Origin of the sequence: Enterobacter sp. BNK-34, from assembly GCF_048684445.1 — a bacterium.
GTDB lineage: Bacteria > Pseudomonadota > Gammaproteobacteria > Enterobacterales > Enterobacteriaceae > Enterobacter > Enterobacter pseudoroggenkampii.
In genome coordinates, this window is sequence record NZ_JBLQUA010000001.1 from 3,458,933 (window position 1) to 3,473,408 (window position 14,476).

Annotated in this window: 16 protein-coding genes; 7 read left to right on the forward strand and 9 right to left on the reverse strand. The window is 46.6% G+C overall.

Annotation, left to right across the window (positions count from 1 at the left end):
* The first annotated feature begins 4 nt into the window (after positions 1-4).
* Both paaY and ACMGG5_RS17020 read left to right on the forward strand, forming a co-directional pair.
* Positions 5-601: a phenylacetic acid degradation protein PaaY gene (gene paaY / locus ACMGG5_RS17015; RefSeq protein WP_059385330.1), complete on the forward strand. Its 597-nt coding sequence runs from the start codon at positions 5-7 to the stop codon at positions 599-601.
* A 102-nt stretch (positions 602-703) separates the two neighbouring features.
* The gene (locus ACMGG5_RS17020) at positions 704-1,447 is read left to right on the forward strand and encodes an SDR family oxidoreductase (protein WP_420278225.1); all 744 of its coding nucleotides are present in this window, start codon (positions 704-706) and stop codon (positions 1,445-1,447) included.
* 22 nt (positions 1,448-1,469) lie between these two features.
* Here ACMGG5_RS17020 and ACMGG5_RS17025 read toward each other — a convergent pair whose 3' ends face one another.
* Positions 1,470-2,705 (reverse strand): serine hydrolase domain-containing protein, encoded by a 1,236-nt coding sequence (locus ACMGG5_RS17025; RefSeq protein WP_420278226.1) that lies wholly within the window; start codon positions 2,703-2,705, stop codon positions 1,470-1,472.
* A gap of 135 nt (positions 2,706-2,840) precedes the next feature.
* On the opposite strand from ACMGG5_RS17025, the gene ACMGG5_RS17030 reads away from it, so the two are divergent.
* Positions 2,841-3,323: a glutathione peroxidase gene (locus tag ACMGG5_RS17030; RefSeq protein ID WP_267214768.1), complete on the forward strand. Its 483-nt coding sequence runs from the start codon at positions 2,841-2,843 to the stop codon at positions 3,321-3,323.
* Between the two features lie 317 nt (positions 3,324-3,640).
* Here ACMGG5_RS17030 and ACMGG5_RS17035 read toward each other — a convergent pair whose 3' ends face one another.
* From ACMGG5_RS17035 to ACMGG5_RS17065, 7 genes are all read right to left on the reverse strand, one after another.
* Entirely contained in the window at positions 3,641-4,786 is a 1,146-nt protein-coding gene (locus ACMGG5_RS17035; RefSeq protein ID WP_267214769.1) for an alpha/beta hydrolase, read from the reverse strand.
* Entirely contained in the window at positions 4,770-5,510 is a 741-nt protein-coding gene (locus ACMGG5_RS17040; protein WP_248272094.1) for a hypothetical protein, read from the reverse strand. The genes ACMGG5_RS17035 and ACMGG5_RS17040 overlap by 17 nt, the downstream gene beginning before the upstream one ends.
* Positions 5,488-5,724: a hypothetical protein gene (locus ACMGG5_RS17045; protein ID WP_090417092.1), complete on the reverse strand. Its 237-nt coding sequence runs from the start codon at positions 5,722-5,724 to the stop codon at positions 5,488-5,490. Before ACMGG5_RS17045 ends, ACMGG5_RS17040 begins: the two co-directional genes overlap by 23 nt.
* 1 nt (position 5,725) lies before the next feature.
* Positions 5,726-7,453 carry an HAD-IIIC family phosphatase gene (locus ACMGG5_RS17050; RefSeq protein WP_267214770.1) on the reverse strand — a complete coding sequence of 576 codons (1,728 nt, stop codon included), beginning with the start codon at positions 7,451-7,453 and terminating at the stop codon, positions 5,726-5,728.
* A complete protein-coding gene (locus ACMGG5_RS17055; RefSeq protein ID WP_420278227.1) occupies positions 7,450-8,472 on the reverse strand; it encodes a 3-oxoacyl-[acyl-carrier-protein] synthase III C-terminal domain-containing protein in 1,023 nt (340 codons plus the stop codon). Before ACMGG5_RS17055 ends, ACMGG5_RS17050 begins: the two co-directional genes overlap by 4 nt.
* Before the next feature lie 653 nt (positions 8,473-9,125).
* Positions 9,126-9,563: a VOC family protein gene (locus tag ACMGG5_RS17060; RefSeq protein ID WP_148769415.1), complete on the reverse strand. Its 438-nt coding sequence runs from the start codon at positions 9,561-9,563 to the stop codon at positions 9,126-9,128.
* Positions 9,564-9,645: 82 nt separating this feature from the next.
* Positions 9,646-10,803, reverse strand: a complete 1,158-nt coding sequence (locus ACMGG5_RS17065) for an MFS transporter (protein ID WP_420278228.1) — start codon at positions 10,801-10,803, stop codon at positions 9,646-9,648.
* Between the two features lie 132 nt (positions 10,804-10,935).
* Here ACMGG5_RS17065 and ACMGG5_RS17070 point away from each other — a divergent pair, with 132 nt between their 5' ends.
* Together ACMGG5_RS17070 and ACMGG5_RS17075 are read left to right on the forward strand one after the other, a co-directional pair.
* Positions 10,936-11,463, forward strand: coding sequence for a MarR family winged helix-turn-helix transcriptional regulator (locus tag ACMGG5_RS17070; protein WP_420278229.1), 528 nt, complete (start codon positions 10,936-10,938; stop codon positions 11,461-11,463).
* Between the two features lie 33 nt (positions 11,464-11,496).
* Entirely contained in the window at positions 11,497-12,420 is a 924-nt protein-coding gene (locus ACMGG5_RS17075) for a LysR substrate-binding domain-containing protein (protein ID WP_420278230.1), read from the forward strand.
* A gap of 47 nt (positions 12,421-12,467) precedes the next feature.
* On the opposite strand, the gene ACMGG5_RS17080 is transcribed toward ACMGG5_RS17075, so the two are convergent.
* Positions 12,468-12,938: a hypothetical protein gene (locus ACMGG5_RS17080; protein WP_024908022.1), complete on the reverse strand. Its 471-nt coding sequence runs from the start codon at positions 12,936-12,938 to the stop codon at positions 12,468-12,470.
* A 173-nt stretch (positions 12,939-13,111) separates the two neighbouring features.
* On the opposite strand from ACMGG5_RS17080, the gene ACMGG5_RS17085 reads away from it, so the two are divergent.
* Together ACMGG5_RS17085 and ACMGG5_RS17090 are read left to right on the forward strand one after the other, a co-directional pair.
* Entirely contained in the window at positions 13,112-13,837 is a 726-nt protein-coding gene (locus ACMGG5_RS17085) for a DUF1963 domain-containing protein (protein WP_420278231.1), read from the forward strand.
* A 142-nt stretch (positions 13,838-13,979) separates the two neighbouring features.
* On the forward strand, positions 13,980-14,456 hold the full coding sequence (locus tag ACMGG5_RS17090; protein ID WP_014883727.1) for a WbuC family cupin fold metalloprotein: 477 nt from the start codon (positions 13,980-13,982) through the stop codon (positions 14,454-14,456).
* Positions 14,457-14,476: the final 20 nt, after the last annotated feature.

The following is a 14,476-nucleotide window of genomic DNA, read 5'->3' on the forward strand; positions in this document are numbered from 1 at the left end:
GAAGATGCCTGTTTATCAAATTGATGGTCTGACGCCGGTGGTACCTGACGAGAGCTACGTTCACCCAACGGCAGTGCTGATTGGCGACGTGATTCTGGGCAAAGGCGTCTATGTTGGTCCTAACGCCAGCCTGCGCGGTGATTTTGGCCGTATCGTGGTGAAAGACGGTGCCAACATTCAGGATAACTGCGTGATGCACGGTTTCCCAGAGCAGGACACGGTGGTGGAAGAGGATGGGCATATCGGCCACAGCGCCATTCTTCACGGCTGCGTGATCCGCCGCAATGCGCTGGTGGGCATGAACGCGGTGGTGATGGACGGGGCGGTCATCGGCGAAAACAGCATCGTCGGCGCGGCGGCGTTCGTGAAGGCTAAAGCGGAGATGCCTGCCAACCATTTGATTATCGGCAGCCCGGCCAAGGCGATCCGTGAGCTGAGCGAGCAGGAGCTGGCCTGGAAGCAGCAGGGCACGCGGGAATACCAGGTACTGGTGGAGCGCTGCAAGCTGACGATGCATCAGGTCGAGCCGCTGCGCGAGGTTGAGCCTGAACGGAAGAGGCTGACGTTTGACGAGAATTTACGGCCGAAGTCGTCGGTGTAGGACGGGAAGTTCGCGCCACGGCACTAACGGGAAGATGTTACCCCGCCTCGCCATGCTATAAATCCTCCGACACAGACTCATCACGATAAAGGACGCAGAGTTATGCTGAGAGGAAAACGCGCTGTTATCACGGGTGGCGGTGGGGGAGTTGGTCAGGCGCTGTGCGTCTGGCTGGCGCGAGAGGGCGTTGACGTGGATTTTAGTGCCCGTCGGGTGGAGGATATAGAAACAACCTGCGCCCTCATCGCGGCTGAAGGGGGTGTGGCAAGAGGGTATCTCTGCGATTTAGCCCAGCCGGAATCCGTTTCTCAGTTCTCTTCGCAGGTCTTACATGCAGACAGGCCAATCGATATTTTACTACTGAATGCTGCTCAGTGGCTGTCAGGGACTATAGACGAACAATCGAGCACAGAAATCGTCAATACCGTCAGTTCAGGCCTGACAGGTTCAATCCTGCTCACCCAGGCGCTGCTTCCTGGATTGCGACGCTCAGAGAGCGCTGACATCATTGCGATTATTTCCGCATGCGGTATTCCGAATTTTACAGATTCCATTGCCCATCCCGCTTTTTTTGCCAGCAAACACGGGCTCAGCGGATTTACAACGAAACTGTCAGAACACTTATCCAAAGAAAATATTCGGGTAACCGGGTTGTATCCGCCTGATTTTGAACTGACCGGTTTAGATGCGCATGTCGATAATCAAACAAGAATGGGGGAGCGTCTGGTTAATGGACGGTCTATCTGGGAAACGATGCGTTTTGTGCTGACTCAGCCTCGAAGTTGCCATATTAGTACCATCTACTTTCAGGGGCCGACTCGTGAAGATCTGGCACATCAGGCCTGAATCTGACGGCGGGCGTTCACCGTTATTGCTGATAAACGCGTTCAGGCATCCCATTACTCGCAAAACGGTTGCCAGAGGTAATAAGGCTGTCTTTTTTCGCCATATCCATCAATAGCGCGATGCCAATGTAATTACTCCAGTTAAAGGTATTTTGCAGCACCACCACCGCATTGCCTTTTTCTTTGTCATAGCCGATAAAGCTGGAGTAGCCGCCGATATAACCGACCTGATAGGTGATTTTTTCCAGACCGATAAAGTCGGTGGTCCAGGCAATACCCTGTACCCCGTCGGGACGTTGAATATCGGTATTTCTCACTTCGGCAAAGACGCTGTCCAGCAGGGGATTGTGGGTCGTTGAGACGTGATAGCGGGCATAGGTAGCCAGATCTTCGGCGTTACTGTATAAGCTCGCTGCCGCCACCATGTTGTTGGAAAAATGCCAGTCCGGGGTGAGCTGCCCGCGCGGGATAAACTTCGGCTGATCGCCCGCGTGGCCAAGCGCCCGCTGTGGATACCCTTTTAGCTGCCGGGGCGTAAAGCTGCTGTTAGCCATTTGCAGCGGATGGAAAATATAGCGCGAGGCTAAACTCTGGATATCTTCGCCGGTTTTGTGTTTCAGGATATAGCCGATCAGGGCGTAGCCGGTATTGGAGTATTGCGGCACTTTATTCTTTGGCGCTCGCCAGTCGGCGAGGTAGCGCAGCACGTTATCGCTATCCAGCTCACCGTAGAAATTATCGCCCGTGCTTAAGTAGCTTATGAATTTTCCAAGCATCGGAACATCCATATTCTGACGCGGCAGGCCGGAGGTGTGGGTTACCAGTTCAAGCAGGGTGATTTTTTGTGCATCCGCGCTAAGCGGCGTCCCCGACGGAAGCAATGTCGCCAGGTTATCGTTCCAGTTCAGTTGCCCTTCATTCACCAGACAAGCCACCACTTCCGCCGTGATCCCTTTGCTGAGCGAGCCAAGCGCAAACAGGGTATCGGGCCTGACCGGATAGCGATTGACCGCATCGGTTACGCCCCAGGTGTAAAACTGCGGTGAGCCGTGATTATGGATCACCGCGACCGTCATCCCGGGAACGGATTTTTGCGCCATATAGTGACGCACCACGCTGTCAACGTCGCCATCCAGTGAATCATGGGTGAGAAGTTCCTGAGTACCTTCCGGGGAGGACATTTGCGAGAGCGTGCCACAACCGCTGAGGAGTGGGAGAGTAAGCAGAAGCCAGATAATTTTTTTTGTTATGTTCTGCATACCTGGTAGCGAGTGTGGTGGTCATTGGCGCGCCAGGAATGTATCACAAATAGCCTGCGTGAATGTAAACTTTCTACACGGTGGCGGCTCGTTGATGGTTACCGTGACTTTTCGGCCTGCTTTGAGGATTTCAGTATGACTCGCTTTTATCAACTTACCGCCACCCGTATGGATGGGCGGCTTATCTCAATGGCCGACTATGCAGGAAAGGTGGTTTTGGTCGTTAATACCGCCAGCCAGTGCGGCTTCACGCCACAGTACGGTGGCCTTGAAGCGCTATACAAGAAATACGCCGATGAAGGATTAGTCGTGCTGGGCTTCCCCTGCAACCAGTTCGGCAAACAGGAACCTGGAGGCGCCGACGAAATCTCGAAAACCTGTTACATCAACTACGGTGTGAGCTTCCCGATGTTTGAGAAAGTCGAGGTTAACGGTAACGCAGCGCATCCGCTGTTTCGTTATCTGAAAAACGAACTGCCCGGCGTGCTGGGCGAGCGGATTAAGTGGAACTTTACTAAGTTTCTAATCGGACGCGACGGTAAACCGCTCAAGCGTTTTGCACCGATGACTACGCCCGAGAAAATGGAGGGGGCAATTGTTGAAGCGCTGAGGAGGTGATAGTTTGGTGCCCGGAACTATCTTACCGCGTCATATTACCCTCGTTTTGGCTTCGAGCAAGCAGTCAATTATAAACCAGCCTGGAGAAAGAGATAACAAAGTCTTCTTCAGCCATATTTATTATGATTTTCATATCGTTTTGCATACACCCTTAAGCCTGTGTACGTCAGGTGACCGACTGTATGACTATTCCTGATGTTTGCTTCTCGCTCATCGCAGACCGCTCGGCACTTCAGGCGGTCCGCTACGTGCCATGGGAGAGTAAGCAGAAGCCAGCGCATTCCCTTTCATGATCGTTGCAAAATACCACTGACTCTTTATATATTTTCCCCCTGAACTGACGGTATCTCTGTGCCCGCAGACTCTTTATGTTTGCAAGGGAAAGCCTTTTTTATTAAAAGGATAACATATAGTAAATGTATCCCCGCTCTTAGCATTCGAGGTACAAACCAATTGGCATTGATGGTTTTTGATATACTCCATAAAACGAACATAAAGACAACTTTGTAAAATTTTGGTGAGCCATGCTCATCAGGTAACAAAAGTAAATAAATATCATCAAAACCTTTGACTAATGCCTGCACTTCATTGGCAGAAATAACCTCATCAAATTTACTTTGCGAGTAGTAAATGGCTATATCATTTCTAATAATGTTAATTCTTGGGAAGTGCTCGTCCAGGAAGTTATAAAGCGAGTTTTGCGAATCTTTTAAGGGGTGTTTTTGGGAAATCAAATATGCAAGTATATCTTTCGTAATTTCCGGCGACCTGTCAAAAGACTGACGGTCGTGGAAAAAATCCACAAGCGGTGTTCCTGTCATAGTTATTGATTTAATTCTTGCGTCAGTGCAGGTATCTTTTAATGCAAAGTAACCACTAAAGCTTATTCCTACAACATGGCATATTTCATCATCAGCAAAACCTATCGAATCAATGATGTGCGAGAATAGATTAAGTGATTTATTATCGTAGGCTTCGCGATTTTCACCTACGCCGGGCATTTCATACAGCACTACTGAGCACCCCAACTTATTGAAGGTTTTTAATGCCCGTATCCATTGTTCTTTAAGAGAGATTATTCCTCCGCAAATGATAACTGTGACTTTTGACTTTCCCTTTTTGTAATAGAAGCTTGATTTTCCATTATCTGTCTTCTTCTTTTCCAGAAAGCCTGTTTCTACGTATTCTTTATGGAATAGTGAAAGATAGCGTTTATATGCTTCTTTTTGGACGGGAGTATCTGCATACGGGAATCGTGCAATGTTTAAGTAACCTAATGCTTTCTCCGTTTGATTTTTCTTTAATTGTTTGTCAGCCTCCTCTGAAAACACTCTTGCCCAACCATGGGGTGAGTCGTCGGATAGCGTAGTGATTAGGGATAATGAATTAGTAAAATCCTTCCCGAGGTTTAATGTCTTAGCATGCAAAGAGACAAATTTCTTACATTCATTCAACGAATACATCTGTTTGCCCTAAATCATTTAAATGTTTAGAATAAAAGGTTTTTATCTTGTCCAGAAGATTTGAAGCTTGAATGCCATCAATAACTCGATGATCGTAGATCATGACAATATTAAACAAGCACTCATCTGCATCTAAAATTTTGGGGGATCCTAATTGAAATGTAAACGTTGAGCCTGATATAGGGATGCACAATTTTAAACTTTTTTTCCCTAAGGAGGTGACAGTAAAGCTCCTGAAAAAATCACGTTGAACGGCAGGGTGAAAGTAAAAAATGAACTTCGAAACCCATTTTGCAAAAAAAAATGGCAATCTCTGTAACATCCTAATTCGTTTGGAGTCATCAAAACTGCTTATTCCTTTGCTTTTTAAATCAGATATGGCTCTGTATACTTCTAACGTAGACATATTATTTGTGTTGGTGATAACAGAAGAGTAGACTCCAGTCGATAGACCATCGTTTTCGTATGATACGGTCAATCTCGCAGATATATCTTGTAATTCGATCAGTTTATTGTCGCTTCCGTATTTAATCATGCAATTTAGATGTCGTTCCTCATCAAGAGCGTCACTAATCGACTTAATAAGGAGTGATGTGGCATATTTTGTGTATTGTCGATGGGATTTTATTTCATCGATTAATGCAACACCTCTGATGGCTTTAGCCAGCTCCAGAAAAATAAGAGTTTGCTTTCTGTTGCTATCAATTTTTTTGTATTTCATCATTTACAACCTTTAATATCTTACGCAAGGTGTTGCATTTTAATATTTTTTCAACATTTAATGTGATGCTATTTCTGAATTCCAGTTCCATTATTGTATATACAAAGGTCAATGAATCCCACTCAGCGATTTGAGTCAAATCGGTGTCAACCTGGTCATGCTTCAAATTCATGCCAGTTTTTTGATTAAGAAAATCAATAAATTCATTAGGTTCCATTTTAATTCCTTAGTATAGTGATATTTTTACATTTTTCAGAAACATCAAGATCATCGATGTCTATGCTAAATATATTATTGCTAATTTTTCCAAAGCCACATTCAGTATAAAAATTCTTGAATTTTTTATTTTTAATCGTTGCAATAAAGCTGCCGATTAGTTTAGAACAACCTTCTGCTGAAGCAAAAGAACCTATGGATTTTATGATTGCAAACTCGACCCCTCGTTCAAATACTCTGCAACTCAAGACAATGTTTTCGATCAAACATGCGTTTGCTTCAATTTTTAGAAATGAGGCGCCAATGATCCCATAACTACCAAATCTATCACTGAATCTGAAAAGCAATATTTGTCCTGAATGTTCCGACACGTAATTTTGAACATCTGTGGTATCCATTCGCATGGTTGTCAGGTTAAACTGATTGGTACGCATAGTTAGATCGGAAGTTCTGGGGTGATTCTCTGGGGTACAATTACTGACAGATAATTCCATGGATATGTTTTTTAAAAAATCGTCTTTGGAATTATTGCTCCTATAAAACTCATCTCTTTTAATGTTATTGGCAAAGCTTTCATTCCTGAGGCGGTCTTCTAATGTGATAGCACCTTTAATAAAAAAATCGCTATTAACTAACTTGAATATGTTTTCATCTATATTTTTAGAAAAGTGGAATGTATTAATGTTAGGTATGGCGTTGGTTACTTCCTCTAACTCAAAATCACTATCATCTACAAAAAGAACATGCTCAGGGCTTAAGTTGAGGTTTTTGCATATTTTTAAAATATTATCACTTTTATTATCCCAGTTTATCTCAGGGAACGAAAAGTCCGACCACTGAATTTCCAGCGCGTGTGTCTTTTCTGAGAAAAAGTCTTTTATTACATGAAAATCATTTTTACTGGATATTGAGAGGATAACACCTTGTCTGTGCATGCATTTCAACCACTTTTGATATTTCCTGTAAGCTCCCTGGTTATACAAGTCATTATTCTCATACTCTCCCTCAGCAGCTACACCTCCCCAAACAGTGTTATCCAGGTCTGTGATTATGCACTTTAATGATTTACCTTCGCTTAAACGAAGGTAACTTATTGATTTTTCACTAAAGAAATTGAGGTAATCTAAACTGGCTACTGTGTTGTGTTCAGAATATATATTCTCAATGCTTTTACCTCTAAACCCTGCCATGCTTACGAGGTGTATGCTGTGCTTGCTTTCATCCCTCTTTTTAGCAAGAAACATATTGAAGTCAAAAACCAAATCGGACAGTGCGTTCCTTTCATCTAAACTTATATATTCATTTATGCACTCACTGTTTAAATAAAGAGTTGAAATTACAATGTCTATTTTATTGCAAGTCAACTCCTCTAGTATCTTCAGAGAGGCGTTAATTTCATCTTTTAATTTTGAAAGGTTCTGTCTGGCTAATGCAATGTCCTCGCAATGACCAAACTCATCAAGATAGTAGTTTTCATCCAAAAGAATATATATATTCTGAAGGTTGTAACTCTTTAGATCTTCCTTTTTGAAATTTAGAAGGGTAAAGAAATCACTGTATTCAATATCTATAAAATCAAGAAATACACCAAGCGCTGAAGCGCCATGCTTCATGAGAGAAAGCCCAGCTTTGTGACTGAGGTTACATAAGAAAAGACTATTTATTTTTTTCATTCCATTATAGTTTTTTGTTTTCTCTTCTCTTATTTTTTTCAATAAGTCGAGGTTCATTTTAATATTCCTTTTTTTAAATATAAACCAGAAGATAACCACCGTGATGATTCGATTGATATGGCAATCCCTTCATCGCCTTCATCTGATAGATCAAAAAACTCTTTCAGTTGAAAATACAAAGCTGCATTTGCGCAATTACCGATCTCATGAACAAGCGAAAGGATTTTACTCTCATGAATGTTCATGCCATTACAAATATTATTAACCATACGTCCCGACAGCTGAGGAGGCATAAACCATCTGATGTCTCGTTTGGATGAGTATTTGTTTTTTAACTCATTATATGTCTCATTTGTTAATTTAGGGACTAAGCATTCAATTAATTTATATTCCTCTTTAAGCATAGGTTGCCCATCATCAAAATCTTTCCTTGAGCCGCTCCAGTTAGCCAGTTGGCCAATTTTTTCCTGCAATCCATTGTATTTGTAATCAATACCTTTCACATAGACAGAACCCGAAGTTCTTTCAGAGCTAACAATACAACCACCAACGCCATCACCAAACAGACAGTAGTTAACCATTTCTTTCGGTTCAACTTTAGTCTTGGTTTCATCAAATAGATTGAGGAACTTGTTTGAACATTCGACGCCAATTACTAACCCTTTATGGTGCAGGCCACTTTTGAGCATATAATCAGCCATCTTTAATGCTTGTACGGCACCAGAACAGCCACCAATGATTTGGTAGGTCTCAATATTTTTGAACCCTATCATGCTACACGCTTCATTGATGCTGGTGGGTAAAAGCAAGTCAGGAGTAGCTGTTGATACCAGGACAAAATCAATGTCCCTCATTCCATTATCATTTAACGAAATAAGCTTTTGCATCATTAAGTGTATTAAATCAGTGCACGATGCTGTGTTCTCTCCCGTTTTTAGATTGGTTGAGAAGTGACGCCCATAGTTCCCAAATAATTTTTCTATTAACTGAGGTTTGAAGTTTAATCTACTTCCAAGCTCTTCATTGTTGATATTACATCCTGGTAAGTACGTATCAATATACGATATATGCATCATCCATTCCTCATCTATATATGGCGTTAAAAAGTAATACTCTTGATTAAAAAAAATGTAAAGCATTAAAAAAATTTTATATTTAGCTAACTAAATATTCCATTGTGATACTTATATAATGAAATGAAAAGGAATTGTTAATTATATGTGGCGACAGATTTTCTGTTCGTGCTCAACTAAGAAAAACTTCCGCTATTAAATAGTTAGTTAGTAATGTAATTCATCACACATCTTACTGTGTAATATTTAGCTTTAACAACTTGTTGAAAGAGTGCAGAAACCTGCCGGTTGAATGAGTTATAAAAACAATTTATCGGAAATGATTGTAACACCAGATGTTAACTTTTTAACAGGCTTTAGCCATTGCGAGGTGCAAACTTTTTATAAGCAGAGGGTGAGTTAGCGTTATAACTAAAAAATGTAGTTACAATATATTTAACATCAGCAATACAATATTAAACCCGAACGATCCCCGCGCGGATTGAACAATAAGAGTCAATACCTAAATTTTTATAGATAATCCGGATGGATCAAAAACAGGTGAGAGCTTATTTAATATTAAGAAAAAACCGCTAAATTTAGCGGTTCATTGCCTGGTCCACGCGCGCTCAAAGCAGACATTGCCCTTATGCAAGTCTGCTTCGCGCTATAAGACATTACCCCCGCAGCCACGGCGTAATCGTCAGCCCGGTAAGCAAGCCTTCCGGGCTGAGCAGGCGAGTGACGGTTTGCCCCCACGGTTCCATACGGTTAGCCACCAATAACCGATAGCCTTTTTCACTCAGAATACGGGTAGCAGAATCGAGATCCTGTACTTCGTATTCAACCCATCCCTGCGGTATCGGGTGCTCTGCGGGCCACTGTTCTTCTCCAAAACATGACATAGCCGCCTGTGCGAGCGGCCAGACGGCAAAATGCTTCACGCCTGCCAGCTGGCCCTCTTCAGTGAGCAGATAATCGGTATTCCCTTCCATCGGCTTCAGCGGAAGGCCGAGTGTCTGGACATAAAACGCGGTGCTGGACTCCGTATCCCGAGAAATGGGCCCGAACCCGGCGACAAACAAGACATCCATTCCCGCTAACGTCTGCGACATATCTACTCCTGCGTGAGGTGAAATTCACCCTGAATTTATATTACGACTGGCTGAAATACGACTCTCAATTCTGGTATCGCATTCATCGTGCCTGCACGCCCACGACGGGTTTAAAATTCAACGCGATGACGATCAGCAGCACGACTCCCGCACTCATGATCAGCCATGCGCTGGTCAGAGAGACCGAACTGTCGCGAACGATCCCCGCAATTAACGGCATGAGCGCGGCGATCATGTATCCACCTCCCTGAACTTTTGATAGTAACTTCCCGGCCTGCGCGGGCGTTCGCGCATGATCGAACGTAACGATGAGCGACAGCGGGAAGAGGGCGCCGATCCCGGTCCCAAGCAGCAACGTGGATAATACCGGCGTTGTACCCGGCGCAAAGACCAGACACAGGAGTCCCGCCAGCAGCAGCAACAATACGGCGATCAGCGGCACGCGACGGTCGGGGAATTTACCGATCAGCGCGGAGACGGCAAACCCTGCGACAACCTCGGTTAACGTCAGCCAGGCCAGCATGTAGCCGCTGCTGCGTGCGGACCATCCCGCCTGAATATAAAGCGGGGGCAGCCAGGCCAATACCAGCGTATAGGCTCCCGTTCCCACGCCGAAAAAGAGCAACAGCAGTGCCGTACGGGAGGAGGAGAGCGTAACGGTTTCGGGTGCTGTTTTTTCCCCCTGAGGATGCTTAACCAGGGTTAACCACAGTATCAGCGCCAGCAGCGCTAACAGCCCGGCCATTGCCAGCGCGGGCTTCAGCGTCAGCCATGAAAACAACGGCTCGGCGCTGGCGGCGGCGACTGCCGCACCGGCCATAATGCCCGTGCTGAATAGCGACATTACCGTGCTGGCCGTTTGCGTATATTCCTTTTTTATCAGGGCAGGCATTAAGGCCTGGATCATGCCGATACTGGCCCCGCCCAGTAACGCGGTGCCCATAAGACTCTCCGGTGAGGCGCTAAAACCGCGTAATAAACAGGCCATAAGCAGGATGAAGAGCCCGAGCATAATTCCCCGTACGGCACCGACTCTGGCTAAAAGCCAGGGGCCACACAGGGCAGCCAGTCCCATCATCGCGACCGGCAGGGTGGTCAGCAGGCTAAATTGCGTCGCGGTCAGCCCCGCTTCGCGCTGCAGCACGGAAAACAACGGTCCGACAGAGGCCAGAATGGGGCGCAGGTTCAGCCCGACGATAAAAGCGATAGCGGCGAAGAGTAAAGGCGATGTGCGTTTCAACAGGAGATCCTTTTCGGTTGTGAATGGCCGGGCAAATTGCCACAAGCATTTATCTTAACGTTAAGATAAAATGTGTTTTTGCGTAAGATGTACCGCACAACAGGATAAATACCCACGCCATCAGGGGTGAAAATGAAAGACCATGTAGACTTCGTTGTCGGCCAGTGGAACCGTGCCATGCCGGAACTGGACGCCTCATCGATGAAAATTTTTGGCCGAATGCTCCGGCTGATGAAGCATCTGGGAAAAGAATGGGCGGAGGCGATGGCGCAGTTTGGTTTTCGCGAGGGCGAGTTTGACGTGCTCGCCACGCTGCGCCGCGCCGGTGAGCCGTACTGCCTTTCCCCCACACAGCTGTATAAATCGCTGTTGATCACCTCAGGGGCGATGACGAACCGGCTCAGCCATCTCGAAAAGCAAGGTCTTATCAGGCGAATTGCCGATCCGGATGACAAGCGCAGCACGCTCGTAAGCCTGACACCGCACGGGCAGGAGCGTATCGAACAGGCGCTGATCGTGCACACTCAGACGCAAAATGCGCTGCTGAGCAACTTGTCTGATGCGCAGCACGCGCAGCTTGAGTCCCTGCTGAGGGAATTGCTGCTGGCGTTTCCGGCTGAGAAATGGGATGAAACGTCACCGTGTGCCGATAATACATAAACTGCATGATTACACCTTACAAAAAGGGAATGTATGTCTTTACCGCCACTGTATGCGCTGCGCGCGTTCGAAGTTGCCGCACGGCTGAACTCCTTCAGCAAAGCGGCTGAAACACTCCATATCACGCCGGGGGCGGTCAGCAGGCATGTCCAGACGCTGGAAATGTGGTTCGACTGCGAGCTGTTTAAACGACAGGGGCCGAGAGTGGAGGTCAGCGATGCCGGACGTATTCTGGCCGGGCAGCTTAGCGAAAGTTTCTCGAATATTGAGTGGGCCTGTCGTGCATTCAAAAGTGAAAACCACCTTCTGCGCCTTAAAGCACCCAGCTCGCTGACGATGCGATGGCTTCTGGATGTGCTTAAATCCTTCCGCGAGAACCACGCGAAGCCCAAAATCGAAATTGCCAGCGTCTGGATGGACTTCGATACCGTTGATTTCAGTCGTGAGCCTTACGATTGTGCGATCCTCCTCGGTAACGGCTATTTCGGCGAGTCAACAGAAAGCAGGCTGCTGTTCAGCGAATGGCTTATTCCCGTTTGTACTCCGTCTTTGCTGGAGTCTGCCCGGCATACGCTTCCAGATTGCGATCTTATTCATCCGTCGCCGGACAAACGGGACTGGAAGCGCTGGCTGAAAAGGACGGGCTTATTCCCCGGCCTCGACATGAGCGGCGGAATCGTGTTCGACACCCTGGAGCAGGGGAGCCTTGCGGCCATGCACGGACACGGCGTGGCGATGGCCGATCTCCGGCTCACGCTCGACGCGCTGAAAAGCGGCCTGCTCGCGCTGCCTTTCAGGGAGGCGATAGCAACAGGGGACGGTTACTACCTTGTCTGGCCCAAAAATTCGCTCAGAGGACAGAGTATTGAACGGCTGCTGGCGTGGCTTAACCTTAACGTGCCGGTGGTGCCTTCTTTGGATATCGTCTGTCTTGATTACAATGAAAAGCGGGTTTAATAAATAGCGGAATATTTATTATGGGGTATCCCGCATAATGAACGTATTTATGCGTAGGGAATATTCGCCATCTTTTTATATCTTTCCGGCAGGGCGCTGTTCAGGTTAAGTAATTTATCGAGAATATAAAGCGCAGGCGTCCCTTTTGCACGTTCAGCATCGATCAGCGCAGTGCGTAACAGATTGGCAGCCGAGGTCATGGCACGGAAATACTCCTCGGATTCACGCGTCTGAGCTTCGCCTGACGCGGCGTAATGCACCTTTGGCCACTGCGCAAAGTCAAGCAGCGGAAGGATCCCATCCTCTTTTGGTAAATGCGCTGAGAGCAACTCTTCGGCGTTGCCCGGATTGCTTTGGGCGAAAGAGAGGAGGTGCAGTCGGTGGATGAAAGGTGAAAGCGCTTCTGAGCTTTCTTTTTCTGTTGAAAGTAACGTTATCAACTCATGCACATTTGCTTGGGCGCTAAATTTATGAGGCGAGATAATGTTCATTACATGGAATAAAACATCGAGTGTCATAGGTGCTCCATACAGGCTTGGTATTATTTATTTTTTCTATCCCAGGGATGAATGGATGGTATTTCAGGGGCGTCACTTTTGAAAAACGATAAATAGTGGGAATCAATGTGAGTTTTACTCAACATAGGGTTGCATATCCTATGCATGTCTTAGAGCCTGATGATTACCTTACAATGAGTGGTAAAACTTCTACGCAGAAAGAGTCTGCAAAGCGAGCAAACATGAAATTCGAGAGTGCATCAGTTTTAGAAGAACTCCGGACCAAACTAAGACCCGCATCGGTCGCGCAGGTAGGTGGGTTCCGGCCGTCTGAAGATCCCATGACATCCTGGTTTCTAAAGGGCGTTTCTCTTGCAGATGAAGGATTACCCACCTGGAAGGGCAAGCCGATGTTTCCGCTTCTTCAGATTCGGGTCGACGAGCTTCCTGTTATTCCCGACCAGTTAAAGGGGATAGCCCTTCTGGTGTTATTCCACAATTTGGAACAACATCCCTTTGACGAACCGCACGGTGAAGGATGGTTAATCCGCGAGTATGCCACCCTTGAAGGGCTTCAGTTATTGCCTGAATTGGACACGCCGTATCGCGCGTTTCCTGTTCAATGGCTGAGTGTCATTGACGATGCACCTGGATGGGAAGATGCCTGGGACATTATTGATCTCTCTTGCATAAATGATGATGAGCAGGCCTGCGATAGTTTTTTTGAGGACTTTAACCGCTACAGGGGAACCAAGGTCGGGGGATTTCCTGCTGAGATACAACACGGTGTGGGAATCGACAATTTTGTTTTTCAGGTTGGGTCGGAAGAAAAAGTAAACTGGATGTGGGCGGATAATGGTATCGGTTACTTTCACCGGTCATCAGAAGGGGGATGGCGATTTTCATGTCAGTTCTACTGATGATCCTCCTGCCGGGGGATATGAAAGCTTATCCATGCAGCGATTTGTTTCACAAATGCCATCGCCCATCAACCGTTCAGGATGGTATAACGTCTTGCGGCAATCGGGTTGCCGTCAGATGACCCCATTCACAAAGGTGTATATGAAACAAATTACTTTCAGTGACCTGCAGCAACAAAGCGAGCAGGCTGCAAATTCTCCTCGCTTACGCGCCCATCGCAATTTACACCCTGAGCTGAGCGACCCGGTGCAGCGCCTGGCCATCGCGATGGAACCCGGTACCTATGTTCGCCCCCATCGCCACCCGCACACGTTTGAACTGCTGACGGCGCTGAGCGGTCGCTTTCTGGTGTTGAATTTTGATGACAGCGGTAACGTGACCCAGCGCGTGGTGTTAGGTGAAGACTGCAAAGTGCTGGAGATGGATGCCGGTACCTGGCATGCCGTGCTGTCGCTGGATAAGGGCGGCGTTATTTTTGAGGTAAAACACGGTGGCTACCAGCCCGTTCCTGAGCACGATACCGCCCCATGGTCACCGGCTGAGAACGCACCTGGTAGCGCGGAGCTGATGAAATGGTACGCCCAGGCACAGGTGGGTGACGGTGGTTTTACCCTGTAATTGTGCTCTCATGTTCCCGG